The sequence below is a fragment of the Amycolatopsis sp. NPDC051106 genome, from assembly GCF_040682775.1.
In the GTDB taxonomy this organism is placed as follows: Bacteria; Actinomycetota; Actinomycetes; order Mycobacteriales; family Pseudonocardiaceae; genus Amycolatopsis.
The window spans coordinates 94,927-121,306 of record NZ_JBFBBQ010000019.1; the positions used below are offsets into that span (position 1 = coordinate 94,927).

Here is a 26,380-nt window from a genome sequence, read left to right on the forward strand (position 1 = left end):
CCCGCTCACTACGGTGACGACCGTGCCGGACCACGACTACGTCGATCCCTACCTCGCCTCGCTGTACGACGCCATGAACCCGCGGGAGAGCAGCGGCGACTTCGCGTTCTACCTGCCGATGATCATGGCCGCGGAGTCGGTGCTCGACGTGGGCTGCGGCACGGGCTCCCTGCTGCACTGGGCGCGCGAATCCGGCCACTCAGGACGGCTCGTCGGCCTCGATCCCGCCGAGGGCATGCTCATCCAGGCTCGCCGCCGGGACGACGTCGAGTGGGTGCACGGCGATTTGTCGACCGCCACGTGGGACAGCGAGTTCGACTTCGCGGTGATGACCGGGCACGCGTTCCAGGTGCTGCTGACCGACGAGGAGCTGAGGACGGCGTTCTCGGCGATCCGGCGCGCCCTGAAACCCGGCGGCCGGTTCGGCTTCGACACCCGCAACCCGGCGGCGCGCGGCTGGGAGCGCTGGACGCCGGCGAACGTCTGGGAAGCCGGCGAAGTGCGGTCGTGGAACGACGCCGGACCGTTCGAGAACGGGTACGTCAGCTTCACGACCACGTACGAAAGCCCGAACTGGGACGCGCCGCGGTACAGCGAGAGCACGCTGCGGTTCCTCGACGTCCCTTCCCTGGCCGAGTTCGTCGCGGAGGCCGGCCTGGTCGTCGACGAGCAGTACGGCTACTGGGACCGCACGCCGGTGACGGACGCGAGCCCGGAGATCGTCACGATCGTGCGGCGTCCCCTCACCTGAAGTCGCGCGACTTCGCCTTGATGCGCATCGGGAGCGCCTCCACGCGGTCGGCGAGGACGCTGACCACGCCGTCGGCCTTCTCCACCACTCCGCGGATCAGCAGCGCCGGGCTGGCGCGCGCGACGCGGTGGTAGCGCTGCCACAGCCCGAGCGTGCAGATCACGTTGACCATCCCCGTCTCGTCCTCGATGTTGAGGAAGGTGACCCCGCCCGCCGTCGCCGGGCGCTGCCGGTGCGTGACGGCGCCGCCGATCAGCACGCGCGCGCCGTCGTCGAGGTCGGCCAGGCCGTTCGCCGGGACGACGCCGAGCGCGTCGAGCCGGTCGCGGATGAACTCGGTCGGATAGCTGTCCGGCGAGACTCCGGTCGCCCAGACGTCCGCCGCCGCGAGGTCTAGGCCGTCCATCCCGGGCAGCACCGGGGCCGGGCCGCCGACCAGGCCCGGCAGCTTCTCCGGGCGTTCCCCGGCGACCGCACCCGCGGTCCACAGCGCCTGCCGGCGGTCGCCGCCGAACCCGGCGAACGCGCCGGCCGTGGCGAGCGCCTCGATCTGCGGGGTCTTCAGCCGCACGCGGCGGGCGACGTCGGCCATGTCGGTGAAGTCGCCGTTCGCCTCCCGCTCGGCCACGATCCGCTTCGCGACGTCCTCCCCGATCATCCGGACGGTGCTCAGCCCGGTGCGGACGTCGTGGTACTTCCCCGTGCCCGCCTCCAGGGTGGCGTGCGGGAGGCTGCGGTTGATGTCCGGGCCGTGCACGGTGACGCCGTGGCGCCGCGCGTCGGCGACCAGCGACTGCGGCGAGTAGAAGCCCATCGGCTGCGCGCGCAGCAGGCCCGCCAGGAACGCGTCCGGGTGGTAGTACTTGAAGTAGGCGCTCGAAAACACGAGGTGCGCGAAGCTCAGCGCGTGGCTCTCCGGGAAGCCGAAGTTCGCGAACGCCTTGAGCTTCAGGAAGATCTTCTGCGCCAGCTCGGCCTCGACACCGTTCGCGGCGGCGCCTTCGAGGAACCGCTGACGCAGCCGGTCCATCTTCCGGTCCGAACGCTTCGACCCCATCGCGTGGCGCAGCTGGTCGGCCTCCGCCGCGGTGAAGTTCGCGACGTCCAAGGCGATCTGCATCATCTGTTCCTGGAACAGCGGCACGCCTTTGGTCTTATGCAGCGCGTTTTTCAGCAGCGGGTGGTCGTAGTCCCACTTCTCGATCCCCTGCTTGCGGCGGATGTACGGGTGCACCGAGCCGCCCTGGATCGGGCCGGGCCGGATCAGCGCCACCTCGACCGCGAGGTCGTAGAACTCCGTGGGTCGCAGTCTCGGCAGCGTGGCCAGCTGCGCGCGGCTCTCGACCTGGAACACGCCGATCGCGTCCGCGCGGCAGAGCATGCCGTAGATGTTCTGGTCGGTGAGGTCCAGCTCGGCGAGGTCGATCTTCTCGCCCTTGTAGTCCTCGACGAGGTCGAGCATGTAGTGCAGTGCCGAGAGCATGCCGAGGCCGAGCAGGTCGAACTTGACGAGCCCGGCGGCGGCGCAGTCCTCCTTCTCCCACTGGATGACGCTGCGGTCGGCCATCCGCGCCCACTCGACCGGCACCACCTGGCTCACCGGCTCGTGGCACATGACCATCCCGCCGGAGTGGATGCCCAGGTGGCGCGGGAAGTCCTCGAGCGCGAAGGCGAGCTGGACGACGTCGTCCGGGATGTCGTGGTCGTGGTCCCTTTCGGTGCTGCGCAACGATCCCCAGCGGTCGATCTGCTTGCTCCAGGCGTCCTGCTGGCCCGGCGAGTAGCCCAGCGCTCGCGCGGCGTCGCGGACGGCGGACCGGGCGCGGTAGGTGATCACGTTCGCGACCTGGGCCGTGCGGAGGCGGCCGTGCTTCTCGAAGACGTACTGGATGGCCTCCTCGCGCCGGTCGGACTCGATGTCGAGGTCGATGTCGGGGTAGCCGTCGCGGTCCGGGGCGAGGAAGCGTTCGAAGAGCAGCTTGTTGGCCACCGAGTCGACCTTCGTGATGCCGAGCGCGTAGCAGACGGCCGAGTTCGCGGCCGAACCCCGTCCCTGGCAAAGGATGTTGTGGTCGTTGCAGAACCGCACGATGTCCCAGACGATCAGGAAGTACCCGGGGAAGCCGAGTTCCTCGATGATCTCCAGCTCGTGCTCGATCTGAGCTTTGGCCTTCTCTTCGTGTTCTTTGCCGCCGAAGCGTTCCTCCGCTCCTTTTCGGGTGAGTTCGCGGAGGAAGGTCGCCTCGGTGTGGCCCTCGGGGACGTCGAAGGGCGGCAGCTTCGGGGCGATCAGCTCGAGCGGGAAAGCGCATTCCATGCCCAGGAGGGCGGAGCGGCGGACGGCGCCGGGGTAGCGCCGGAACAGGACGTCCATTTCGGCGCCGCTGCGGAGGAACGCCGTCCCGGCCGCGGGCAGCCAGCCTTCCAGCTCGTCGATGCCGCGGCGCGCGCGGATGGCGGCGAGCGCGTCGGCGAGCGGGGCGCGTTCCGGCCGGGCGTAGTGCGCGGCGGTGGTGGCCACGGTCGGGAGGTGCAGTTCCTCGGCGAGCTGCGTCAGGACGTCGTTGTGGGTGCTGTCGAGCGGCTGGCGGTGGTCGGTGAGCTCGACGTAGACGTTGTCCTGGCCGAAGCGGTCGGTGAGTTCTTTCAGTTTCTCCGCGGCGGCCGCCGGGCCGTGCGTGACCAGGGCGGAGCGCACCGCGCCCTTGCGGCAGCCCGTGAGGACGACGCACTGCCCGGCGACCTCCTCGGCGACCGCGCCGAGGTCGTAGATCGGCTTGCCCTTTTCGGCGTCTTCGTGGATCTGACCGGCGGTGATGGCGCGGCAGAGGGCCCGGTAGCCCTGGTCGCCGCGGGCGAGCAGCAGGAGGTGCTCGCCTTCGGGGTCGGCGACACCGTTCTGCGGGTTCCGGAGGCCGAAGCTGAGCTCGGTGCCGAAGACGGTGTTGACACCGAGTTCCCGCGCGGCCTCGGCGAACCGGACGACGCCGTACATGCCGTCGTGGTCGGTGAGGGCGATGGCGTCGAGCTGCAGGCGCGCGGCTTCTTCGACGAGCTCTTCGGGGTGGCTGGCGCCGTCGAGGAAGCTGAAGTTGGAGTGGCAGTGCAGCTCGGCGTAGGGGACGCGGACGGTCTCGCCGCCGTCGTCGTTGCGCCGGGTGGGAAGGTTTTGCGGCCGCTGGTAGGCCTCGCGCTTGCGGCCCCAGGCGGGGCTGTCACCGTGGTCTCCGGGAGGCACCCCGCCGGCGAGGGTGCGGGCGAGGTCCTTCCAGCGGACGGGTGGGTTGTTCCAGCCCATTCAGTGGCTCCCGGGCTCGCGTTCTTCGTGGTGGGGAAGGGCTTGCTCTTCCCGGCGGCGGCGGTGCCAGTTGCTGGGGTGGTTCCAGCGGCTGCGGGCTTCGGCTTCGCTGAGACGGCGAGGCTCGGCGGATTCCTCGCTAAGCCGGCCTGATGGGTGATTCCGGCGGCTCTGTGCTTCGGCTTCGCTCATGCCGCGCTGATCCGCCGTTCCCTCCGGCGGTCGTCCCGACGGGTGGCTCCGGCGGCTGCGGGCGTCGGCCCCGCTCATGCGGCAGCCGTTCTCCTTCGACGAGCGCGGAACCGGCAGCTCGATCACCGGGCACACCCACTCGTCGTCGGCTTCGGGTTGGGTGGCGGGCAGCTGTCCTCGCACCGTCCACCTTTGCGGGTCAGGGTGCGGCGCCGGCACGTCGCGCAGCCACTCGCGCTCCTCTTCGGCCTGGCGGGGCGTGGCCTCCGGTTCGGCGCGCAGCCAGGCCCGGAGCTTTCGTGCGTAGTCCTCGTCCATGCTCAGTCGTACACTCCCTCGACCGTCCACAGTGGATTTTCCGTGCCCGCGCAGTGCACCAGCACCGCGTCGGGCGGGTCGTCCGGCTCGCCCGCGACCAGCAGTTGCAGCCGCGCCCGCCGCGGGCCCGGTCTTCGGCGATCGCCCGCCAGCGGCCACGGTCCCGCCCACCCCACGACCTCCCGGGGCGCGCCGCCGGTGATGCTCAGCCCGCGCGGGACCGCCGTGAGCTGCTCGCGCGCCGTGATGCCCACCGGCCGGCCTTCGGCGTCGAAGACCTGGGCCGGCACCGGGCGGTCGAGGACCGTCGCCGGGGACGGCGCCGGCAGCCGCCCCGGCCACGTCGCGTCCGCCGGCGCCGTCCGCTCGCGCGGGTCGCCCCAGGGCACCAGCCGGACGCGCCCCGCCGGATCACGGCCGCCGTCGAGCAACGGCGTCACCACCCCCGCCGGCCCGAGCAGCCCCTGGACCCGCACGAACGCCCGCGCCGCGCGTTCGTCGTCCTCGTCGGAACCGCCGTTCTGCCACAGGTCGAGCTGCAGCGACCGCCCTTCGACGATCTCTTCGGGTTCCAGCCGCAGCCGCACCACACCGGAAGTCGGACGCTGGCCCGGCGCCGCGCGCAGCCAGCCCTCGAACTGCCAGCGCACGCGGTCGGCGACGCCGGCGGGCGTCAGCGGTTCCGCGCACCGCCACGCGCGGCCGAGGTGTTCGCCCTCTTCGGTGACCGCGTAGATGCCGAGCCGGGTGCAGGCCAGGCCGTGGCCCGCCAGGCCGGCGCAGAACCGCGTCGCGAGGTTCTTGGCGAGGAACGCCGCGACGTCGACCCGCTCGACGACCGGGTCGAACTCCTCGGTCAGCGTCAGCTCGGGCGGCGGGCGGCGGCGCAGCGGTGGACGTTCGGAACGGCCCCGCGCCAATCGGTGGGCGAGGACGCCGACAGCGCCGAAGCGGTTGACGACGTCACGCTCCGGGAGTTCCGCGAAGGCGCCGAGCGTCCGCAAACCGAGCCGGCGCAGCAGGTCGACGAGCTCCGCGCGCTCGGCGCCCGGCTGGTCGAGTTCGGTGATGGGCAGCGGGGCGAGGAACTCGGCGACGCGCCCGGGTTCGACGAACGTCCCGCAGCGAGCGGCGAGCGTCGCGGCGAAGAGCCCTTCGGCCACGCCGACCTGGCACTCCACGCCCGCCGCGGCGGACACTTCGTCGACGAGCCGCTCGACGAGGGCGTGTTCCCCGCCGAAGTACCCGGCAGCACCGGCGACGGGGACGGCGACGAGCCCCGGCCGCACGACCTCGACCCCGACGACGAGGGCTTCGACGGCCCTCGCGACGGCCTCGAAGAGGCGCGCGTCCCGGCCGTCGTCGGCGGCGAAGACGGCCAGGTCCGGACAGTTCGACTGCGCCTCCCGCCGCCGCATCCCCCGCCGGACACCGTTCCGCCGGGCGGCGGCATTGCTGGCGACAACGCGGTTCGCGCTGAAGACGGCGGCGGGCGCGGTGACGGCAACACCACCGACAGCCGCAGCGGCGACGACCGGCCAGTCCGGGCACCAGAGGACGAGCATCCGGGTGGGGAGGTCGGAGGAACGCCGTTGCGCGGGGACGGTCATGCGGCCTCCCCACGCGGGTACCGAACATCGGCGAGGTGCGTGTGACGGAAAGGTCGACACGCGTGATTGGGGAGTCGACTCGGGTGCCTGGAGGGTCGGCTCACGCACTCAGAGGGTCGGCTCGCGTACCCAGACAGTCGGCTCGCGTGTCCGGAGGGTCGGCTCACGTACCCAGAGAGTCGACTCGGGTGGCTGGCAGGTCCGCTCACGTGATCCGAGAGCCGACTCGCGTACCCAGAGGGTCGGCTCGCGTACCTGGACGGTCGGCTCACGTACTCAGAGGGTCGGCTCGCGTGATTGGAGGGTCGGCTCGCGGGCCTGGGTGGGCGACACGTGGGTGTGGGCTGGTTGGTCAGGGTGCCGGGCTGGGCCGGGCTGGGGGTGCAGATTGGACGGAGGGTCATGCTGTGGCCTCCGTGTGGAGGGCGAGGCCACGAGACGCCGGAGTGATCGAGCCGGCGGAGCCGGGCAGCGTGAACGAAGCCGAGGCCGGGCGGGCCGCCGCGCCGCGGCCGTGGACCCTCACCTCGACCCGGCGCTCACGCAGGTGGCCGTAACCGTCCGACAGACCGGACCACGCCGAGAACCGGCACGACAGCTCGACGTCCGCTCCCGGCCAGCCGCCGGTCGCCAGCAGCACCGCCCCGCGGTGCCGGGCCCGGGCCGACAACCGCCGCGCCACGGCTGCCTGCACCTTCTCCGCGTTGACCGCCACCAGGTCCACGCCGTCGAGCAACGCCGCGACCACCGCCGGGAGCTCCGCGCCCGGACGCGGGACCAGCGCCACCCGGCCGAGGTCCACGCCGTACTCGGCCGCCGCCGCCAGCCCCAGCGACGGCATGCCGACCACAGCAGCCCACGACCCGGTGGCCGTGGCCTCGGCGAGCAGCGCGAACAGCAGCGACGTCCCCCCGTGGACGGCCACCGTGCTCCCGCGCCGGAGCCCGGCGGCGGGCAGCAGCCCGGCGAGCGCCGGGACGACCGGGAGCACCTTCCCCGCCGCCCGCGCACGCTCGGCCTGGGCCGCGACCCGGCTCGCCGTGCTGACCCCGGGCAAGGCCGCCAGCCGGGCCACCGGCGGCTCCACCACAGCGGTCACCGCACGCACCTCCCCACCACGGACTAGGCCGGCGGTCGAGCCTCTCCCAAAACACGACCGACGGCACTGGTTCGCCGCGGGGAAGGCGGCGGTTCCATGTCGAACACCTGTTCGACATGGACAAGTCAACCGCGAACCACCGGAGGTGTCAAGTCACCCACTAGTGGGGTACGAACCCTGGAACGCCAGCCGCGAATCGGCCTCCGAAGCGATCCGCGAGAGCTCGTCGTCCAGGGCCATGAACGTCTCCCACGCCGGGCCGCCGAGCCAGGCGATGACCCGTTCCTCCAGGTCCGGCACCCGCTTCGCCTTCCACACCTTGTCCGCCAGGCTGACGAGCAGGTCCTCGCCCGTGACGTCCGGAGCGGACCAAGAACCGTGCGTCCGCGCGAAGCGCGCCAGGTCCTCGGAGACCCCGTGCGACACCAGCAACGCATACCCGGCCGGCTCGTGCGCCGACCCCGGACCGGACAGCTCCGCCGGGTGCAGGATCTTCCCGATGTCGTGCGTGGCCGCGCCGAAGAGCACCGCGGCCGCATCGAACGAAACGCGCTGCGCCGCCCAGCCGGTCAGGGAAAGCGCGACGTCGTGCACCACGCGCAGGTGCGCGCCCAGCCGCGGCGGCGCACCGAGCGTCTCCACCAGCTCTCGTGCCCTCGAAGGCAGCGGGGCGTATCCGGGGGCATCCAGTGCGGCACGCAGCAGACCGGTCACCCCGCCAAGGTAATGAAGTTGCCCGCGCCGAGCCCCGGTCGCTAGACAGATCCGCGTGGAGCTCACCGAAGTCCGGCCCGAAGACTGCCCGGAACTGCTCGTCCTGCAACGCTGCTGCTGGGTCCAGGAGGCCGTCCTCAACGACACCCTCGACATCCCCGCGCTGCACGAAACCCTCGAGGACATCCGCGACTGGACGAAGACCTGGTCGGTGTGGGTCCTGCGCGAGGACCACCGGCTGGTCGGCGCGGTGCGCGCCCGCCTCGAAGGCGACTGCTGGGAACTCGGCAGGCTGATGGTCGCGCCGGATCTCGCCGGCCGGGGGCTCGGCCGGAAGCTGCTCGAACACGCCGAATCGCACGTCCCCGCCGAGGCGCGCCGGTTCGCCCTGTTCACCGGTGCCCGCAGCACCCGCAACATCACGCTCTACCAGCGGGCGGGCTACCGGCTCACCGACGCACCCGAGGCCGGCGGCCACATCAGCGGCGCGGTGTACCTGGAGAAAGAAGTCACACAGCGCTACTGTGCCGATCGTTACTGATCCGACCACAGTCACGGCCGAATGACTTCGTAGCAACGGTTTCGTGCCACTCGGGGGATCGGCCTGCTTTCGGTCGGATCAGTAAAAACCCGGTCCGCCCGCCTGACGCTGCGGCGTCGGCTAGATTCCCCGGTGGACTTCTGGGGGTGGAGCGATGACCAAACGGCCGGTTCTGTGGGTCGCCGGAGCGCTGGTCGCCGCGGGTGCGGTGCTGGCCGTCGTGCTCACGGCGGGCGGCGGGGTGCCCGGCGCCAAAGCCGCGGCCCCCGGGCCGACGACGATGGGCGCGGAGTGGCGCTCGTTCCGCGCCGACGTCACCGGGATCCGCCCCGGCCCGGAGGAAACCAGCCTGTTCGTGCAGGTCGCCCTGCCCGGCAAGGACCCCGGCTGCGTCCGGGAGCCGCGCATCGAACAGGTCGTGGAGACCAAGACCGACGTCCGCGCCGACGTCGTCTACTCGACCCGGCCCGCGTCCGGCGGCTGTCAGGACAAGGTGGGCGCCGAGCTGCTGCTGGCCACGGCCACCCCGCTCGCCGACCGCACCGTGATCCTCAACGGCGACAACGGCAACGCCTGGCACAAGCTCGGCGCCGGCTGGGGGCACTGCGCGCCCCAGGGCACCTGCGCCCCGCCCGCCGACCACTGCGACCCGGCCTGGATCGGCGCCGCGGTGTCCGCGACGGGCGCCCAGAACGCGGGCACCACCCGCGTCTGCGCCCCGGAGTGGCTGGTCCTCGACCTGCTGGTGCACCAGACCGACCCGCCCGCCCGCGCGGTCTTCCGCTGGAGCGACACGGGCTGGACGTCGTTCGCGCAGGTCAAGACGGCCGGCTGCCCGGAGATCCGGGCGGCCGATCCGAAGTTCCCGGTCGCGCTCTGCAAGACGCTGCCCGCGCCCGCGTGACCGGCGCCGTCGCTAGCGCCCCAGCTTCTTGACGACCTCGGCGCCGACCGCCTTCACCGCTTCGTCGGCCTCCTGCTGAGGCATCGGCGAGTTCGAGAAGAACCCCTTGTCCCAGCCGGACACCTCGACGATGACGACCGTCGTGCCCTTCATGACGTGCAGCTCGGCACCGCTGAACGCGCTCTTGGTGACCAGCCGGACCAGCACCGCCTTGTCGCCGATGCCCTTCACTTCGGTCGGCGGGACCGCCGGGTCGATCGGCTGGTACAGGTGGTTCGCCGAATCCCGCGCGTTCTCCCCGGAGTACCCCGTGATCCGGACGCTCAGGGTGGCGTCGCGGACGTTCTCGTCGGGGCCGGGCTTCCAGCTGCAGTTGACCTGCTTCAAGCCGGGCACGTTCGCGGTGCCCGGGCCGCCCAGCGCGAAGCTCGGGAAGCCCGCCTTCTCCAGCACCGCCGCCGGGACCTGGCACTCGGCGGGCACCGGCGACGGCGACGGTGCCGCGCCGGTGCTCGCGAAGTAGTCGCTCGCGAAGATGCCGAGCGGGATGCCCGCGCCGAGCAGCACCACCACCGCACCGGCGATCCCGAGGATCAGCCCGGTCCGCTTCTTCTTCGGGGGCGGCATCGGCCCGCCGTAGCCCGGGGGCGGATATCCCTGCTGCGGATGTCCCTGCGGGTACCCGGGCGGCGGGTAGCCGGGCTGCTGGGGATACGGCCCCTGCTGCCCGTAACCCGGCTGCCCCGGTCCGTACGGCGGTGGTTGCTGCATCGAGCCCTCCCTCTCGAAGCGCGGGTCAGTGACATCCGGGGCTTCGCCCCGGGGCCGGGGGCTCCGCCACCCGGAGCCCCCGAAAGCGGTTAGTGCGCGAAGTGGCGCGTCCCCGTCAGGTACATCGTGACGCCCGCCTTCTCCGCGGCCGCGATCACCTCGGGGTCGCGGACCGAGCCGCCCGGCTGCACGATCGCGCGCACACCCGCCTCGACCAGCACCTCCAGGCCGTCCGGGAACGGGAAGAACGCGTCGGACGCGCCCACCGAACCCTTCGCCCGGTCGCCCGCCCGCGACACCGCGAGCCGCGACGAGTCGACGCGGTTGACCTGGCCCATGCCGACGCCGACGGTCGCGCCGTCCGCGGCGAGCAGGATCGCGTTCGACTTGACCGAGCGCAGCGAGCGCCACGCGAACTCGAGGTCGCGCAGGGTCTGCTCGTCGGCCGGGGTGCCGGTGGCCAGCTGCCAGTTCGCCGGGTCGTCGCCGGGCGCGTTGATCGCGTCGACGGTCTGCACGAGCACGCCGCCGGAGATCTGGCGGAACTCGACCGGCGACGGCGCGATCTCCGGCAGCTTCAGCAGCCGGATGTTCTTCTTGCGCTGCAGGATCTCCAGGGCTTCTGCGTCGAAGTCCGGCGCCAGCACGACCTCGGTGAAGACCTCGGCGATCTGCTCCGCGGCCTCGCGGCTGACCGGCCGGTTCGTCGCGATGACGCCGCCGTAGGCCGAAACCGGGTCGCACGCGTGCGCCTTGCGGTGCGCCTCGGCGATGTCGGTGCCGACCGCGATGCCGCACGGGTTGGCGTGCTTGATGATCGCGACGGCCGGCGCGTCGAAGTCGAACGCGGCGCGCCGGGCGGCGTCGGTGTCGACGTAGTTGTTGTAGGACATGGCCTTGCCGTGCAGCTGCTCGGCGTGCGCCAGGCCGGCCCGGTGCCCCTTGTACAGCGCGGCCCGCTGGTGCGGGTTCTCGCCGTAGCGCAGCACTTCCCCGCGTTCCCAGCTGACGCCGGAGAAGTCCGGGAAGCCGGAGTCGTCCGCGGGCGCGTACACGTTGGAGAACCACGAAGCGACGGCGATGTCGTAGGACGCCGTGTGGGCGTACGCCTGCGCGGCGAGGCGCTTGCGGTCGGCGAGGTCGAAGCCGCCGTCGGCGACGCGCTCCAGGACCCAGCCGTAGCGGGCCGGGTCGACGACGACCGCGACGCTGCCGTGGTTCTTCGCCGCGCCGCGGACCATGGCCGGGCCGCCGATGTCGATGTTCTCGACGCAGTCCTCGGGGCTCGCGCCGGAGGCGACGGTCTGCTCGAACGGGTACAGGTTCACGACCAGCAGGTCGAACGCCGCGATGTCCAGCTTGCGCAGCTGCTCCACGTGGTCGGGGTTGCCCTGGTCGGCGAGCAGGCCGGCGTGCACGTTCGGGTGCAGCGTCTTGACGCGGCCGTCCAGCGACTCGGGGAAGCCGGTGACGTCTTCGACCGGCGTGACCGGGACACCCGCGTCGGCGATGGCCTTCGCCGTGCCGCCCGTGGACACGATCTCGACGCCGGCCGCGTGCAGGCCGGTCGCGAGGTCCAGCAGGCCCGCCTTGTCCGAGACGCCGATCAGCGCCCGGCGGACCGGGCGCCGTCCCAGGTCAGTGCTCACGAAATGTCACCTTTCGTCCGTCCACGGTGCAGCCACCGCGGCCGAGTCGCTCGATCGTTTCCACCAGCAGCCTGCGTTCGACGGCCTTGATCCGTTCGTGCAGGACGTCTTCGGTGTCGTCGTGCTCCACGACGACCGCTTCCTGGGCGATGATCGGCCCGGTGTCGACCCCGGCGTCCGCGAAGTGCACGGTCGAGCCGGTGACCTTGACGCCGGCCTCGAGCGCGTCGCGCACCGCGTGCATCCCGGGGAACGACGGGAGCAGCGCCGGGTGCGTGTTGACCACCGTGAACCGGCCGAGGAACTGTTCGCCGAGGATCTTCATGAACCCGGCCGAGACGACGAGGTCGGGCTGGTACGCCGCGACGGCCTCGGTCAGCGCCTTGTCCCAGGCGGCGCGGTCGGGGTGGTCGGCGACGCGGACCGCGAACGACGGGATGCTCAGGCGCTCGGCGCGGGTCAGGGCCTCGATGCCGGTGCGGTCGGCGCCGACGGCGACGACCTTGGCCGGGAAGCCGGACCGCCCGGTGGCGTCCAGCACCGCCTGCAGGAGGGTGCCGGAACCCGACGCGAGGACGACGAGCTTCACCGGAGTGGGCAGGTCCAACCGTTGAGACAGAGCGGGCTCCTTGCCGCGGGCGGTGCGCAGCCGGGCGCACGGCGCTTCACCAGGTCACGTCAACCCTAACGGTCGGTCTCGTCCGGCTCGACGTCGCCGCAGGTCTCGGTGCCTCCGGTCACAGCCTCGCCGTCGTCGGCGGCGGCACTTTCACGTGAAAGTGCAGCGTCCTCGCCCGGTTCCTCGGCCTCTTCGGACTCTTCAGCGGCTTCGTCCTCTTCGGACGCTTCGGACGCTTCGAGTTCCTCGACGGCTTCGGCTGCTTCGTCGACGTCGACCTCTTCGGCGTCCTGGAACGCTTCGTTGTCTTCGAGCGCTTCGGGCGGCGCCGGCGGCTCGTGCTCGCCCGTGAAGAACGCGACGAACGAGCCCGGGATGACGATCCAGCAGAACGCGACGACCGACGCGACGCCGACCGGGACGCTCACCGGGTCGAACGGGCCGTCGCCGAGCCGCCCGCCGGACAGCGTCCCCAGCAGGACGCAGCCGAGCGCGACCACCGCGCCGGCCACCGCCACCGCGCGGATGCGCTGCGCCGGGTCCGCGTCGACCTTTCTCAGCGTCCAGCCGACGAGCACGCCCGTCGCCGCCGGCAGTGCCAGCAGCGCCGGCCACCACGCCGCATGGTGCTCGGGCAGCCCGCCCAGCAGCGGGACGCCGGGAACGGCACCGCCGCGATAGCCGAACATCCCGACGTTCAGGTCGCCGATCGAGAAGCCGGGCCCGGTGACGAACGACAGCACGGCCGTCACGGCGTTCGGCAGGTACAGCACCGACAGCAGGAACATCCCGAAACTGCTGCCGAGCGCGGGCTCGTACATGTCGGCGACCGTCCGCCAGGACAGCGCGGTCGCGACGGTGAACACCACGGCGCCGCAGGCCACCAGCACCGCGAGGCCCAGCGCACCGGCCCGGACCCCGCGCAGGGCGAGGGGGTCGAGACGCTCGGCGACGAAGTCCGGCAGCCCGCAGCACCGGACGATGCCCACCGCCGCGGCCGCCGCGGCGAGCAGCCCGGGCACGGCGAAGGCGACCAGCGGGTTCGCCGTCACCGGCGAGCCCTGCGCGCAGAGCGCGATGACGAGCCCGAACAGCGCGTGCGCGCCGGTGATCGTGACGAACACCGACAGCGCTTCGCGGGGTGACCGGCAGCCGAGGCGCACGGCGGCGCCGGACGCCGTCCGCGCGGCCAGGGCGAGCGCGCCCAGCGTCGGCAGCAGTGGCAGTACGCCGAGCGGGTGAACGCCGAGGTCGAGCCGGACCTGGTGCGCGGCGAGCCAGCCGGGCCCGGCGGCCAGCAGCACGCCGGTGCCGGGGAAGACGGTGCGCGGGGCGGTGAGCGCCACCAGCGTCAGCACGGTCGCGACGGCGGCGTAGCCGGTGACCAGCGGGCCGAGGGCGGCGGCGAGCAACACCCGCACCCGCGCCGCCCGGGAAAGTACGACGTCGGGTTCGAGGTCGCCCCCCGGCTCCTCACGGGAGTCGGTGAGCAGGTCCATGATCCGCACCCTGACATCCCCGTTGGTCCGACCGGGTGAGCCACGCCGCCGCCGGCCGGCGTGGGGAAGCTAACCCACCCGGTCGAGTAACCCCGGAGTGCAAAACACCCGCTGTGACACAGAGCGTCACAGCGGGTGTTTCGGGGACTGCGTCAGCTCGACTTGCCGAAGCCACCGGGCGGCGTGCCCGGGTTGTCCGACGGCGGCTGCTGGAAGAACGAGCCCTGCTGCGGGGCGTACGTCGTGGCCTGCTGCCCCGGCGGCGGCGTGGTCGACGGCGGGTTCGGCGAGCCGTACTGGCCCTGCGAGAACGGCGCCCCCGACGGCTCCCCGCCCTGGCCGGCCGGGCCGGGCCCGTGTCCGGGCTGCTGCTGGCCATACTGCTGTCCGGGCTGGCCGTACTGCTGCTGCTGGCCGGGCTGGCCGCCGTACTGGCCGCCGTAGGACGGCGCGGCGGGCTTCGGCGCCGGCGGCTTGACGACGTCGTACTCGAGGAGCAGCGCGCCGACCGCGGCGACCATCTGCAGGATCCCCAGGATCAGGATGACGGTGACGATGCCGGGCGAAGTCTGCATCCCGACCAGCGCGTCCAAGACGTAGAGCGCGCCGAGGACGCTGAACAGCGCCGCGAACGGCAGCGTCTTCGGCCCCTTCGGCAGCGCGTGCATCCCGGCGAGCAGACCGCCACCCAGCAGGAAGACGCCCCCGAGGCCGACGTCGCCGGCCTCGGAGAAGCCGAGGAAGTACTGCACGAGACCGAACAGCGCGACGCCCAGCGCGAGCAGCAGCGGCAGGTTCTGCGTGAGGCCTGCGGCGCCCGAGGGCGCCTGGTGGGAGTGCGGCGGCTGCTGCGCCGGGAAGCCACTGGACGGCGGTCCGGGGGGCTGCTGGCCGCCACCCTGCTGGGGGTAGCCAGGCCCACCGCTGGGGAAGGTCATCGGGATGCACTCCTGTCGGTTCGACCGGCACTCCGGGGCACGAGGACACCCGGGGAAGACGAGGCGGCTTTGTGTGCGCAGAACGCTAGCGCACTCGCAGGCCACCAGCCCATCAGACGCGTGAATACCTCGGGAGGTTTCGTCCTGAAACGCGGAAAGGCCGGGCACCCTGCGGATGCCCGGCCTCACCAGGAGTTATCCCTCGGAATCAGCCGAGGTTGTTGTACAGCTCACGCGCGAGGACGGCGGTCTCGCTCGGGGTCTTGCCGACCTTGACGCCGGCGGCCTCGAGGGCCTCCTTCTTCGCGGCCGCCGTGCCGGAGGAACCCGACACGATGGCGCCCGCGTGGCCCATGGTCTTGCCCTCGGGCGCGGTGAAGCCCGCGACGTAGCCGACGACCGGCTTCGTCACGTTGTCCTTGATGTAGGCCGCGGCGCGCTCTTCGGCGTCGCCACCGATCTCGCCGATCATCACGATGACCTTGGTCTCGGGGTCCGCCTCGAACGCCTCGAGGGCGTCGATGTGCGTGGTGCCGATGATGGGGTCACCGCCGATGCCGACCGCGGTGGAGAAACCGATGTCCCGCAGCTCGTACATCATCTGGTAGGTCAGCGTGCCGGACTTCGACACGAGGCCGATCTGGCCCGGGCCGGAGATGTCGGCCGGGATGATGCCGGCGTTCGACTTGCCGGGGCTGATCACGCCGGGGCAGTTCGGCCCGATGATGCGGGTCGTGCCGCCCTTCGCGACCGCGTGCGCCCAGAAGTAGGCCGAGTCGTGCACCGGGATGCCCTCGGTGATGACGACGGCCAGCGGGATCTCGGCGTCGATCGCCTCGACCACCGCGTCCTTGGCGAACTTCGGCGGCACGAAGATGACCGACACGTCGGCGCCGGTCTCCTTGATCGCCTCTTCGACCGTGCCGAAGACCTTGAGGTCCTTGCCCTCGATGGTGACGGTCTGGCCGGCCTTGCGGGCGTTGACGCCGCCCACGATGTTCGTGCCGGACTTCAGCATCTTGGTCGCGTGCTTCATGCCTTCGGAGCCGGTGAGCCCCTGCACGATGACCTTGCTGTTCTCGTTCAGGAAGATCGACATCTCACGCACCTGCCGCGGCGAGCTCGGCAGCCTTGTCGGCCGCGTTGTCCATTGTGTCCACCACGGTGACCAGCGGGTGGTTCGCGTCGGCCAGGATCTGGCGACCCTCGACGACGTTGTTGCCGTCCAGGCGGACGACCAGCGGCTTGGCGGCCTCGTCGCCCAGGATCTTCAGGGCCTCGACGATGCCGTTCGCCACCGCGTCGCAGGCGGTGATGCCGCCGAAGACGTTGACGAAGACGCTCTTCACGTCGGTGTCGTTGAGGATGACGTCCAGCCCGGCCGCCATGACCTCGGCCGACGCGCCGCCGCCGATGTCGAGGAAGTTCGCCGGCTTCACGCCGCCGTGCTTCTCGCCCGCGTACGCCACGACGTCCAAAGTGGACATGACGAGGCCCGCGCCGTTGCCGATGATGCCGACCTGGCCGTCGAGCTTGACGTAGTTGAGGTTCTTGGCCTTGGCCTTGGCCTCGAGCGGGTTCTCCGCGTCCTTGTCCACCAGGGCCTCGTGGCCCGGCTGGCGGAAGTCCGCGTTCTCGTCGAGGGTGACCTTGCCGTCGAGGGCGATGATCTTGTCCTGCGGGTCGCGGACCAGCGGGTTGACCTCGACCAGCGTGGCGTCCTCGGAGACGAAGGTCTCCCAGAGCTTCACGACGACGTCGGCGGCCTCGTCGATGATGTCGGCCGGGAAGTTGCCGGCCTTCAGGATCTCGAGCGCCTTCGCCTTGTCGACACCGGCGATCGAGTCGACCGGGATCTTGGCGAGCGCCTCGGGGCGCTCGACGGCGAGCTGCTCGATCTCCATGCCGCCTTCGGACGACGCCATCGCCAGGAAGGTCCGGTTGGACCGGTCCAGCAGGAAGGAGAAGTAGTACTCGGACGAGATGTCCGAGGCTTCGGCCACGAGCACGCGACGCGTGATGTGGCCCTTGATGTCGAGGCCGAGGATGGCTTCCGCCTTCTCCTTCGCCTCGTCCGGGGTCTGGGCCAGCTTGACGCCGCCCGCCTTCCCACGGCCGCCGACCTTCACCTGCGCCTTGACGACGACCTGGTTACCGATCTGCTCCGCGGCGGCCTTGGCTTCTTCGGGGGTGCTAGCCACCGAGCCCGGCAGAACCGGTACTCCGTGGGCGGCGAAGAGATCCCTCGCCTGGTACTCGTAGAGGTCCACTACTCCAGTCTCCTGACGACACGCCACTGCAGGTGGTCCGCGACCGGACCGCGCTGTCGGACCAGTCGAGGTTAGCGACCTGCGTAGACGCAGGGGACTCCGCACCTGGTGAAGTCGGTCACCGTACGCGGTCAGACGGTGGTCCCGCGGTGTGAGACCGCCCACCGGAGAGCAGTTTTACGGCTTCTTCGAGGGATTTCGCGGCGTCGAGCGGGACCACGCGGACGGGGTCGAGCGCCTGTTCGAGGTCCGGCGGCGGCCGCTCGCCGAGCACGGCGACGGCGTCCGGGTCCTCCTGCTCGGCGGTGCGGACGATCTGGTCGACGGTGTCCAGCAGACCGGCGTGGACGACCTCCATGCCTTCGTCGCGCAGCACGCGGCCCAGCGCGACGGCGGCCGGGTCGGGGCGGGCGAACTCGACGACGAGCACCCGCGGCCGCTCACGGCTCACGGCGGCTCCCGGCGGCCGACATGCCGGCCGCGACGAGCAGCGCGACCACGGCAGCGAGCGCGAGCCAGAAGCCGGTCGACGGGCTCGCGTCGCCGAGGGAGCCGCCGACGAGCGGCAGCTCCGCGGCGTGCAGCGCGGTCAGCAGGGCGGCACCGGCCAGCAGGGCGGCCGCGGGCCTGGGCCGCGACCGCAGGGCCAGCGCGGCCGCGCCGACGACGACCACGACGGTGGTCAGCAGCCCCCACGACGGGGTGTCGAAGTTCGACCACAGGCCGGGCGCGACGTAGCCGGGCACGCTGAAGACGGGCAGCCCGAACGCGGCGACGGCCAGCACCCCGCCGGCGACGACGGGGGTGAGCAGGCTGGTGCCCGCCTCGGTGCCTTGGTCGGCGTCCTCGCGTTCGACGACCCCGGTCCCGGCGGCGGCGAGCGCGACCAGGGCGGCGAGCACGAGCGCGGCGAACGTCCAGGCGGCGCCGGCGCCGAGGTCGTAGGTGAAGACGGGGGTGGCACCGGAGGTGCCGCCGAGGTCCGCGCCGCCGAACCCGGCGAGGTTGCCGGCTTGGGTGGCGGTCAGGGCGGTGTTGAGGACGGCGGTGCCGGCCAGGACGATCCCCGCCCAGGCGAGCCCGAGCACCGGCCGCGCTCCCGCGGCGGTCTTCGGGAGGAGCGTCCCGAGCGCCGGGACGGCGACGACGAGAGCGGCGACGAGCAGGAACCACCGGGCGGGGCTTTCGGCGGCGGCGCTGACCGGGGCGGCGGCACCGGGGGTGAGCGCGGTGACGGCGACCTGCGGAGCGAAGGTCCCGACCAGGGCGGCGACCGCGGTGGCGAGGCCGAGCAACCCGGTCGTGAGGCGCCACCAGAAGAGGCCGGGGACCTTGACGTCGCGTTCTTCTTTCGGTGTTTCGCTGAGCCGCGTGAAGGCGAGGCCGGCGGCGATGGCCGTCGCCGCGAGCACGAGGACGGGCCCCCAGGTGACGTGCAGATCGTCCCGGAGGAGCCCGGCCAGCACGGGCGGCGCGGCGACCGCGAAGGCGGCGGCGGTGAGGCCGAGCAGGGTGCCTTTCGCGGTGCTTTCGGACGGAGAGGCGAGCGCGAGGGCGGCGGCCAGCGGCAGCGCGGCGGCGAGCAGCAGGTAGCCGCCGAGGGCGGGCCAGGGCCCTTCGAAGGCGGCACGAGCGAGCAGGAAGCCGTTGTCCGAGCCGACGGGGGCGGTGAGCAGTCCGACCGAGGCGGTCACGGCGAGCAGCGGGACGAGCAGGCGCCAGCGCCGGCGTTCGGGTTCTTCGACGGTGCGCCCGGCCCGCCAGGCGACGACCCCGGCAACCCCGGTGAGCAGCTCCCCGGCGACGAGCAACCAGAACCCGCCGCCGACGGCCGAGCCGCCGATGAAGCGATCGGGGAAGTAGAGCTCGGGCCGGATGGTGAGGGGTCCGTTGACGGCGAACTGCAGGTCGAGCACGAGGCGGCCGGGAGCGAGGGCGGCCAGGCCCAGGAGGAGGCCCTTGGCGAGGTCGGGTTTGTGAGCGGCAGCGGTCCAGATGGCGGCGACGACGGGGATCAGCGTGAGGATCGCGAGCCACGGCCAGCTGGTGAACCCCGGGCCGGCGGCCGGGGAGACGGGGACGACGGCCGCGGCGGTGAGGGCGATGGCGCCGAGGGCGGCGAGGGCCAGGGCGATGGCCAGGGGGCGGGAGGGGGTGGTGTCCTCGGCCCAGGTGGGGGTGGGGTCGGCGGGCTCATGCTGCGCACTCCCCGCGCGAGTTCTCGCAGGGCTGGTTTCGGCGTTTGCCGCGCGGGTCGGCCCGGCCTTCGCCGCATCCGCGGATGCGGCTTCGCCTCGGCTTGTCGCCGAGCGAGCGGCCCCGGCCTTCGCTGCACCACCGGGCTCGGTGCGAGCGGTCGCTGCGCCGGTGGCGCCGGTCTTCGCCGCGTCCGCAGGCCCGGCTTGCGCCGGGTCGGTGGGGGGTCGCCCGACTGGGGCTTTCGCCGATTCGGTGGTTTCGGCGGAAGCCTGCCGGGAAGTCTGTCCGTGAGGAGGCTTCCGCTTGCCGGGGAGACGGGTGGCCGCGGGGTCCTGCGGGGAGGCCGGGGAGCCGGGGGTGCTCCCGGTCGGGGGCTCTGAGCGTGGGGGCATTGCCCGCGAACCTAGCAAGTCCGGCGGGTGCGGGAGGTCCCAGCGGGGCGCGAGTCGGCGAGCGGTGCGGCGTGTGGGACAGCGCGGGTCGAGGAGGGGTGCGGCTTGTCCGGGGATGCGGGCCGTCGGGGTGCAGGTCGACGAGGGGTGCGGCTTGTTCGGCAATGCGAACTGTGAGGCGGCGCAGCGACGCGAACGGGAACCGCCCGCGAGTGGTGAAGCGGCGCAAGATGAGGCCGAGGCTCCCTCGGAACCGAACGAACCACTGATCACCGTGTCGGACGCAGGGCTCGGTCACACGTAACGCGTGAATCTCCGCGCGCAAGCCCGAGAAGTCGGACAAACCGGGCGCATCCGAACCCAACCACGGCGCGAGTCGGTGAGCGGTTCGCGGGCGTCGATGAACGGTCGACTTACGCCAACTCTCGAGCCTTCGCCGGGTGTCGGCTCAAAGCCTTCGCGCCCGCTGCCGACCGCTGCGAGACGTCGAAGATGTTTGAACATCCCCTGGCAAACGCTTATTCCGGGGCCCTGAGCCCTAAACGCCTGCCGTCGGTCCATAACCGCCCGCAAGAGCTGTAAGGCATGTCACAACCAATGCAGTAAACCCTCTCTAACTTTGCGTAATTGCTACAGGTGGACGCAAGATCCACGCCACCCGATCGGCCGCCCGGCAGGGCAGATCTTGCTTACGGCGGTACCCCTTCGTTACTGTCCCGGGGTCCCCATTACAGTCAGGTCACGAAGTAGGACGACGAGCGAACCACCCCCGAGGTTGGCTCACCGGGTTCCCCCGCCCGCAGTCCTCTGGCCCGGCTCCCCGACGATGGAAGGCCCTGTCTTGGCTTCACACCGCTCCCCCGGCGGCCAAGCTCCTTCCCCGGCACTGAAGGACGCACTCGAAGGTGCGGTCGTTCGTGTCCGGGGTGCGCACCGCATCGCCCCGCCCTCCTCGGCCCTTCGCGGCCGTGTCGTGGTCGCCGCGGTGGCGGCCGGCGCGTTCGCCGCCGCAGCTGCGGGCTCCACCCTCAAGACGGTCACCGACTCCGACACCGCCGTGACGCCCCTGGCCAACAGCCAGGACGCCAGTGCGTCGCTCACCGCGGGAGGTGCGGGCACCGGGGGCGCCCCCGAGCTCCTGCCCACCGGTCACGCCGTCGACGCCTCCGCCGAGGCCGCGAAGCTTTCCGACAGCGCTTCGATCACCCAGGCCCGCGAGCAGCGTGAAGCCGACGCCGCCAAGAAGGCCGCCGAAGAAGCCGCTCGCCCCAAGACCTGCCTGCCGGCCCACGGCACCTTCACCTCGGGCTTCGGTGCCCGGTGGGGCACGAGCCACCTCGGCATCGACATCGCCAACTCCATCGGCACCCCGATCTACGCCGCCTCCGACGGCACCGTGATCGACGCCGGCCCCGCCAGCGGCTTCGGCCTCTGGGTCCGGGTGCAGCTCGACGACGGCACGATCCAGGTCTACGGCCACATGAACAGCTTCTCCGTCAAGGAGGGGCAGAAGGTCAAGTGCGGCCAGCAGATCGCCGAGATCGGCAACCGCGGTCAGAGCACCGGCCCGCACCTGCACTTCGAGGTGTGGCAGAACGGCACCAAGAAGATCGACCCCCGGCCCTGGCTGGCCGCGCGCGGCATCGTCATCTGATCCGTTCGTTCCGCACCGGTGGCCCGCGAAGGCACGCCACCGCACCGGGAAACCCGGCTGTAGAGCCATGATCCGCCGCCGAGGGCCGACGACGCCCCTCACCCGGGCGGACATCCGCTCCAGCCGGGACACCACGGCACTTCGAGACCGCGGGGGCACACGAGCCCCCGCGAAAGACAGCACGTAGTAGCGCACGGCCGCGATAACAGCCCGAGCGTGACGGATTCCCTTCGTGGAGCGGTGAACCGCAGCCGTGATGCGCGCGGACCGCCACAGCGCAACCGGCGACGAACGCCCGCGAGACGCGGCCGAGAGCTCTCCAGGCCGCCCCAGGCCCCTCGGGACACCCGAGACCGCGCCCGGCCCCGCCGAAGCCGCCGAAAAGCGCCTCAGCGCCCGGAAACGGCTAAGGCCGCCCACCCGGCAAGCGGCGGATGAAGTACGCCACCGCGACCTGCCACACCGTGCACAGCTCCGCGGACCTCCGGACCGGCAACCAGCCCCAGGGCACAGCTCCCCCTGCGCCCCCCGCGGAGCGGACACGCGCGGCACGACGCGTCGTCCAGCGGCGTCCCCGGCCGCAGGTGACACATCGCCCGTCCGCTCCGAGCTCGTGCTGCCTGAGCAGCGCTCGCCAGGCGGCGGCCAGCCGGCACGCCTCCGCTCCCGCACGCGAAGGGTTTCCTGAAGCCCCCGAAGGGTCCGGACCCCGATCCGGAACCACTGACCCCAGGACTCCTCGCAGGTGTTTTTGTACCCCTTCGGCCAGCAGGTGAAACAGCACCGCGTCCACACCACTTTACCCCCTCCGTCGAACTCGTGTTCGATTACGGGGTCCGTTCTACCGGTGGGGTACGACGATTCCGGCGGCGATCGCCGGGATCGCCGCCGGGTTCACTCGGACGGGTATTAGAGCTTCACCATCGGCACGCTGCCGATCAGCATCAGGCGGACCTTGCCCGCCGCGCCGAAGTCGATCGTCGCCGTGGCGCGCGGGCCGACGCCGTCGCACGAGATCACCGTGCCCAGGCCGTACTTGTCGTGGCTGACCCGGTCGCCGACGTCCAGCTTCAGCGCCACCGTGTCCTTCCAGCCCTTGCCGAAAGACGGTGTCCCGGAAGAGGAAGACGACGAAGAAGACCGGCGCCCGCCCCACGTCGTCGCCGCGCGCGGAGTGCCGCCACCCCGCGAGCCGGACCCGAAACCGAACCCGGCGCTGGAGGGCTCCAGCCGCCGCCAGTCGACGAGGTCGCCCGGCAGCTCGTCGAGGAACCGCGAAGCCGGGTTCATCGACGGCTGGCCCCAAGCCGACCGCGTGATCGCGCGCGAGACGTACAACCGCTTGCGCGCCCGCGTGATCGCGACGTACGCCAGCCGCCGTTCCTCGGCCAGCTCGGTCGGGTCGCCCAGCGCGCGCATGTGCGGGAAGACGCCGTCCTCCCAGCCGGTGCAGAAGACCACCGGGTACTCCAGGCCCTTCGCGGTGTGCACGGTCATCAGCGTGACCACGCCCGCGCCGCCGTCGCCTTCTTCGCCGCCGTCGGGCGAAGGCACCGAGTCGGCGTCCGCCACCAGTGACACGCGCTCGAGGAACGCCGGCAGCGATCCCGGCGCCGGCACCCCGGGCTCCACGACCAGCTCGGCGTTCTCGTCCGCGACGACCTCGGCGGTGATCTCGGTGAACTCCCGCGCCACCGTGACGAGCTCGTCCAGGTTCTCGACGCGCGTGTGGTCCTGCGGGTCTTCGGACTCCTCGAGCTCGACGCGGTAGCCGGTCTTCTCCAGCACGGCTTCGAGGACGTCGTGCACCTCGGCGCCGGCGGTGATCAGGTCGCCGAGCTCGTCGAGCATCCCGACGAATCCGCCGATCGCCTTGACCGAGCGCGGGTTCAGCAGCGGCACCTTGCCTTCGACGGCGTCCCGCAGCGCGGCCGCGAACGAGATCCGCTCCCGCTCGGCGTGCGTCGCCACGACGGCTTCCGCGCGGTCGCCGATGCCGCGCTTGGGCACGTTCAGCACGCGCCGCAGGCTGACCGTGTCCTCCGGGTTCGCCAGCACGCGCAGGTACGCGATCATGTCGCGGACTTCGCGCCGCTCGTAGAACCGCACGCCGCCGACGACCTTGTACGGCAGGCCGAGCCGGATGAAGATCTCTTCGAAGACGCGGGACTGGTTGTTGGTGCGGTAGAAGACGGCGACGTCCGAGTAGTCCGCTTCGCCCTTCTCCGCCAGCGCGTCGATCTCGCCCGCGACGAACGCGGCTTCGTCGTGGTCGTTGTCCGCGACGTAGCCGACGATCTTCTCGCCGTCGCCCGAGTCCGTCCACAGCCGCTTCGCGCGGCGGTTCGGGTTCCGCTCGATGACGGCGTTCGCCGCGGACAGGATCGTCTGCGTGGAGCGGTAGTTCTGCTCCAGCAGGATGGTGTGCGCGTTCGGGAAGTCCCGCTCGAACTCCTCGATGTTGCGGATCGTCGCGCCGCGGAAGGCGTAGATCGACTGGTCCGCGTCCCCGACGACGACCAGCTCGGCCGGCTCGACGCCGGAATCGTTCGGCGCGGTCCCGGCCAGCTCGCGGACCAGGGTGTACTGCGCGTGGTTCGTGTCCTGGTACTCGTCGACCAGCACGTGGCGGAAGCGCCGCCGGTAGTACTCGGCGACGTCCGGGAACGCCTGCAGCAGCGAGACCGTGCGCATGATGAGGTCGTCGAAGTCGAAGGCGTTGGCCTGGTTCAGCCGCCGCTGGTACTCGGCGTAGACCTCGGCGACGCGGCGCTCGAGGTCGTTGGCCGCGTTGGCCGCCGCCTCGTCCGGGTCGACGAGCTCGTTCTTCAGGTTCGAGATGTGGATGGCCAGTGTGCGGGCGGCGTAGCGCTTCGGGTCGATGTCGAGATCCCGTGCCACCAACGTGATCAGCCGCTTGGTGTCGTCCGAGTCGTAGATGGAGAAACTCGACGACATGTCCAGTGTCTTGGCTTCACGGCGCAGGATCCGCACGCACATCGAGTGGAACGTGGACACCCACATCGCGTTCGCGCGGCGCCCGACGAGCGCGGCGACGCGGTCGCGCATCTCGGCGGCGGCCTTGTTCGTGAACGTGATCGCCATGATTTCGCCGGGGTGCACACGGCGTTGCCCGAGCAGGTAGGCGATCCGGCGGGTCAGCACCCGGGTCTTGCCCGATCCCGCGCCCGCGACCACCAGCAGCGGGCCACCGGCGTGGGTGACGGCTTCGCGCTGGGACGGGTTCAGGTCGTCGAGCAGATCGGCCTGCCCGCCGGAAGCGGGCTTGCGCGCGGGGGTCTCGGCGGGGAGATCGAAGAGGGTGTCCATCGTCTGTCCACGCTACCCCGGGCGGGCGGGGCTCCGGCAGAAGCGTGCCGGCGCGGCCGTTCCGCGCGGGCTACCGCGCCGGGCGTAGCGGCAGGTGTCGCCTGGCGCCCGACGCGCGGCGGGCCCGCCGCGCGGAGCATCGGTCGGCATGGAAGACAACCGCACCGCCCGCATCCGGGCCGCCGACGCCGATCGCGAACGCGTCGCCACCGCCGTCCAGTCCGCCGGCTCCGAAGGCCGGCTCACCCTCGAAGAGGTCGAAGAGCGCCTCACCCACGTCTACAACGCGCGGTTCACCGACGAACTGACGACGCTCACCGCCGACCTGCCGAGGCCCGCGCCGGCCCGGCCCGGCTTCCCGTTGACCCGGGCCGCGCTGCGGCGGCACCCGGCGCTGCGCCTGCACCTCGCCGTGGTGGTCGCGATCGCGGTGCTGGTGATCGTCCGCTGGGCGGTGCTGGGCGCCGGCTTCTTCTGGCCGGCGTTCCCGATCTTCTGGCTCGCGGTGAGCCTCTTCGTTCATGCGAGGGTGCGCTCGTTCCGGGAGCGGCCCGGCGCGGCTGTGCCATACTGAACCAGTGCGGCACGCAGAGCGATTTTTTTACGGGACCCGGACTCCGGCTCCCGTGATCGCGTAGTGCCCGAACCGCCATCACGCCAGCCCCGGAGTCCACGGACCCGGGGCTGTCGCCGTCCCAGGGGCCGGATCCGGGCACCGAGGGAGAGGTCCCGATGAACGCACAAGCGACGAACGCCGACGGCCAGCCCGCCGAGCACACCCCGGCCGGGGACGACATCGCGGCGCTCCGGCAGGAGATCGACTGGCTGGACAAGGAGATCCTGCGGCTGGTGAAACGCCGGGTCGAGGTGTCCAAGACGATCGGCGCCGCGCGCATGGCCGCCGGCGGCACGCGGATCGTCTACAACCGCGAGATGGACGTCCTCGCGCGCTACCGCGAGCTGGGGCCGGACGGCCGCCAGCTGGCGATGGCGCTGCTGAACCTCGGCCGCGGCAGGCTCGGCCGGTAACGGTTGTCCGAATTCCGGGTCTTCCCTGAGGCATGGACGGCCCGGCTGCGGGCAGACTGGCGTCATGGAATGGCTCGTGAACCTCATCGCCGTCATCGTCGCGCTCGCGAGCGTGCTGGCCGCGCTGGGCCATGTGGGGTACCTGGCGATGCTGAACAACGCGGCGGGCAAGCGGGCCGGCGGCGCGCCGGTCGCCCAGTACGTCCGCGGCCGCTGGGCCGTTGCCGGCGGTACCACCGCGGCCTCGCTGTTCGCCTGGTTGCTCACGGCCGGGGGATCGACGCTCGACATCGTGGCGATCCTGGTCGCGGCGGGTAGCGGCGTGGTGGCGACGAAGGCGCTGCAGTCCACTCGCGACCGTTACCGCACGGGTGGCTGAACCACCTGAGCTGGCTTGATGGCGCTGCGTGAGACTGCGTAGGGTCACCTTCCCCCTTTCGGTCGCGCCCGACCGAGTGAAACCTCTGCAACTTGCAGGTTTGGGGGCGACTTTCTACGCCGGATGCTCCTAGGGTTGACGCCGTGAGGACCCTTGCGTCTGGGTCGGGCGAAGCCCGGGAGGGCGGGGGGGGGGACGGCCCCCCGGCCCCCTGCTGGCCTAGC

22 protein-coding genes are annotated in these 26,380 nt (G+C 71.9%); 7 read left to right on the forward strand and 15 right to left on the reverse strand.

The window, feature by feature from the left end; all coding sequences use genetic code 11:
* The first annotated feature begins 22 nt into the window (after positions 1 to 22).
* The gene (locus AB0M83_RS17450; protein WP_364518100.1) at positions 23 to 751 is read left to right on the forward strand and encodes a methyltransferase domain-containing protein; all 729 of its coding nucleotides are present in this window, start codon (positions 23 to 25) and stop codon (positions 749 to 751) included.
* Here AB0M83_RS17450 and AB0M83_RS17455 read toward each other — a convergent pair.
* The 5 genes from AB0M83_RS17455 to AB0M83_RS17475 all read right to left on the reverse strand — a co-directional run bounded on the left by AB0M83_RS17455 (position 744) and on the right by AB0M83_RS17475 (position 7,982).
* On the reverse strand, positions 744 to 4,049 hold the full coding sequence (locus AB0M83_RS17455) for an error-prone DNA polymerase (protein WP_364518102.1): 3,306 nt from the start codon (positions 4,047 to 4,049) through the stop codon (positions 744 to 746). The genes AB0M83_RS17450 and AB0M83_RS17455 overlap by 8 nt on opposite strands.
* Positions 4,050 to 4,559: a hypothetical protein gene (locus AB0M83_RS17460; protein WP_364518104.1), complete on the reverse strand. Its 510-nt coding sequence runs from the start codon at positions 4,557 to 4,559 to the stop codon at positions 4,050 to 4,052.
* A 2-nt stretch (positions 4,560 to 4,561) separates the two neighbouring features.
* Entirely contained in the window at positions 4,562 to 6,124 is a 1,563-nt protein-coding gene (locus tag AB0M83_RS17465; protein ID WP_364518150.1) for a DNA polymerase Y family protein, read from the reverse strand.
* Between the two features lie 445 nt (positions 6,125 to 6,569).
* On the reverse strand, positions 6,570 to 7,268 hold the full coding sequence (locus AB0M83_RS17470; protein ID WP_364518106.1) for a hypothetical protein: 699 nt from the start codon (positions 7,266 to 7,268) through the stop codon (positions 6,570 to 6,572).
* A 153-nt stretch (positions 7,269 to 7,421) separates the two neighbouring features.
* Positions 7,422 to 7,982, reverse strand: coding sequence for an HD domain-containing protein (locus tag AB0M83_RS17475; RefSeq protein ID WP_364518108.1), 561 nt, complete (start codon positions 7,980 to 7,982; stop codon positions 7,422 to 7,424).
* A gap of 55 nt (positions 7,983 to 8,037) precedes the next feature.
* On the opposite strand from AB0M83_RS17475, the gene AB0M83_RS17480 reads away from it, so the two are divergent.
* Both AB0M83_RS17480 and AB0M83_RS17485 read left to right on the forward strand, forming a co-directional pair.
* A complete protein-coding gene (locus tag AB0M83_RS17480; protein WP_364518110.1) occupies positions 8,038 to 8,523 on the forward strand; it encodes a GNAT family N-acetyltransferase in 486 nt (161 codons plus the stop codon).
* Positions 8,524 to 8,677: 154 nt separating this feature from the next.
* Positions 8,678 to 9,427: a hypothetical protein gene (locus AB0M83_RS17485; RefSeq protein ID WP_364518112.1), complete on the forward strand. Its 750-nt coding sequence runs from the start codon at positions 8,678 to 8,680 to the stop codon at positions 9,425 to 9,427.
* Positions 9,428 to 9,439: 12 nt separating this feature from the next.
* On the opposite strand, the gene AB0M83_RS17490 is transcribed toward AB0M83_RS17485, so the two are convergent.
* The 9 genes from AB0M83_RS17490 to AB0M83_RS17530 form a co-directional block, all read right to left on the reverse strand.
* A complete protein-coding gene (locus tag AB0M83_RS17490; protein ID WP_364518114.1) occupies positions 9,440 to 10,198 on the reverse strand; it encodes a hypothetical protein in 759 nt (252 codons plus the stop codon).
* An 89-nt stretch (positions 10,199 to 10,287) separates the two neighbouring features.
* Positions 10,288 to 11,847: a bifunctional phosphoribosylaminoimidazolecarboxamide formyltransferase/IMP cyclohydrolase gene (purH, locus tag AB0M83_RS17495; RefSeq protein ID WP_364518116.1), complete on the reverse strand. Its 1,560-nt coding sequence runs from the start codon at positions 11,845 to 11,847 to the stop codon at positions 10,288 to 10,290.
* On the reverse strand, positions 11,837 to 12,454 hold the full coding sequence (purN, locus tag AB0M83_RS17500; protein ID WP_364518118.1) for a phosphoribosylglycinamide formyltransferase: 618 nt from the start codon (positions 12,452 to 12,454) through the stop codon (positions 11,837 to 11,839). The genes purH and purN overlap by 11 nt, the downstream gene beginning before the upstream one ends.
* Positions 12,455 to 12,531: 77 nt before the next feature.
* Complete coding sequence (locus AB0M83_RS17505; protein ID WP_364518120.1) at positions 12,532 to 13,974, reverse strand: DUF6350 family protein; 1,443 nt, start codon at positions 13,972 to 13,974, stop codon at positions 12,532 to 12,534.
* Positions 13,975 to 14,117: 143 nt separating this feature from the next.
* Positions 14,118 to 14,903 carry a DUF5336 domain-containing protein gene (locus tag AB0M83_RS17510; RefSeq protein WP_364518122.1) on the reverse strand — a complete coding sequence of 262 codons (786 nt, stop codon included), beginning with the start codon at positions 14,901 to 14,903 and terminating at the stop codon, positions 14,118 to 14,120.
* A 208-nt stretch (positions 14,904 to 15,111) separates the two neighbouring features.
* Positions 15,112 to 16,002, reverse strand: a complete 891-nt coding sequence (gene sucD / locus AB0M83_RS17515; protein ID WP_364518124.1) for a succinate--CoA ligase subunit alpha — start codon at positions 16,000 to 16,002, stop codon at positions 15,112 to 15,114.
* Between the two features lies 1 nt (position 16,003).
* Complete coding sequence (gene sucC / locus AB0M83_RS17520) at positions 16,004 to 17,173, reverse strand: ADP-forming succinate--CoA ligase subunit beta (RefSeq protein ID WP_285482417.1); 1,170 nt, start codon at positions 17,171 to 17,173, stop codon at positions 16,004 to 16,006.
* A 118-nt stretch (positions 17,174 to 17,291) separates the two neighbouring features.
* Positions 17,292 to 17,624 (reverse strand): hypothetical protein, encoded by a 333-nt coding sequence (locus AB0M83_RS17525; RefSeq protein WP_364518126.1) that lies wholly within the window; start codon positions 17,622 to 17,624, stop codon positions 17,292 to 17,294.
* On the reverse strand, positions 17,614 to 19,764 hold the full coding sequence (locus AB0M83_RS17530; RefSeq protein WP_364518128.1) for a hypothetical protein: 2,151 nt from the start codon (positions 19,762 to 19,764) through the stop codon (positions 17,614 to 17,616). The genes AB0M83_RS17525 and AB0M83_RS17530 overlap by 11 nt, the downstream gene beginning before the upstream one ends.
* 973 nt (positions 19,765 to 20,737) lie before the next feature.
* Between AB0M83_RS17530 and AB0M83_RS17535 the strand changes: the two genes are divergently transcribed.
* Positions 20,738 to 21,418 (forward strand): M23 family metallopeptidase, encoded by a 681-nt coding sequence (locus AB0M83_RS17535; RefSeq protein ID WP_364518130.1) that lies wholly within the window; start codon positions 20,738 to 20,740, stop codon positions 21,416 to 21,418.
* A gap of 909 nt (positions 21,419 to 22,327) precedes the next feature.
* Here AB0M83_RS17535 and pcrA read toward each other — a convergent pair.
* A complete protein-coding gene (pcrA, locus tag AB0M83_RS17540; protein ID WP_364518132.1) occupies positions 22,328 to 24,748 on the reverse strand; it encodes a DNA helicase PcrA in 2,421 nt (806 codons plus the stop codon).
* A gap of 148 nt (positions 24,749 to 24,896) precedes the next feature.
* Between pcrA and AB0M83_RS17545 the strand changes: the two genes are divergently transcribed.
* From AB0M83_RS17545 to AB0M83_RS17555, 3 genes are all read left to right on the forward strand, one after another.
* The gene (locus AB0M83_RS17545; RefSeq protein WP_364518134.1) at positions 24,897 to 25,322 is read left to right on the forward strand and encodes a DUF1707 domain-containing protein; all 426 of its coding nucleotides are present in this window, start codon (positions 24,897 to 24,899) and stop codon (positions 25,320 to 25,322) included.
* A gap of 158 nt (positions 25,323 to 25,480) precedes the next feature.
* Positions 25,481 to 25,777: a chorismate mutase gene (locus AB0M83_RS17550; RefSeq protein WP_364518136.1), complete on the forward strand. Its 297-nt coding sequence runs from the start codon at positions 25,481 to 25,483 to the stop codon at positions 25,775 to 25,777.
* 64 nt (positions 25,778 to 25,841) lie between these two features.
* Positions 25,842 to 26,156, forward strand: a complete 315-nt coding sequence (locus AB0M83_RS17555) for a hypothetical protein (RefSeq protein WP_364518138.1) — start codon at positions 25,842 to 25,844, stop codon at positions 26,154 to 26,156.
* Positions 26,157 to 26,380 lie beyond the last annotated feature (224 nt).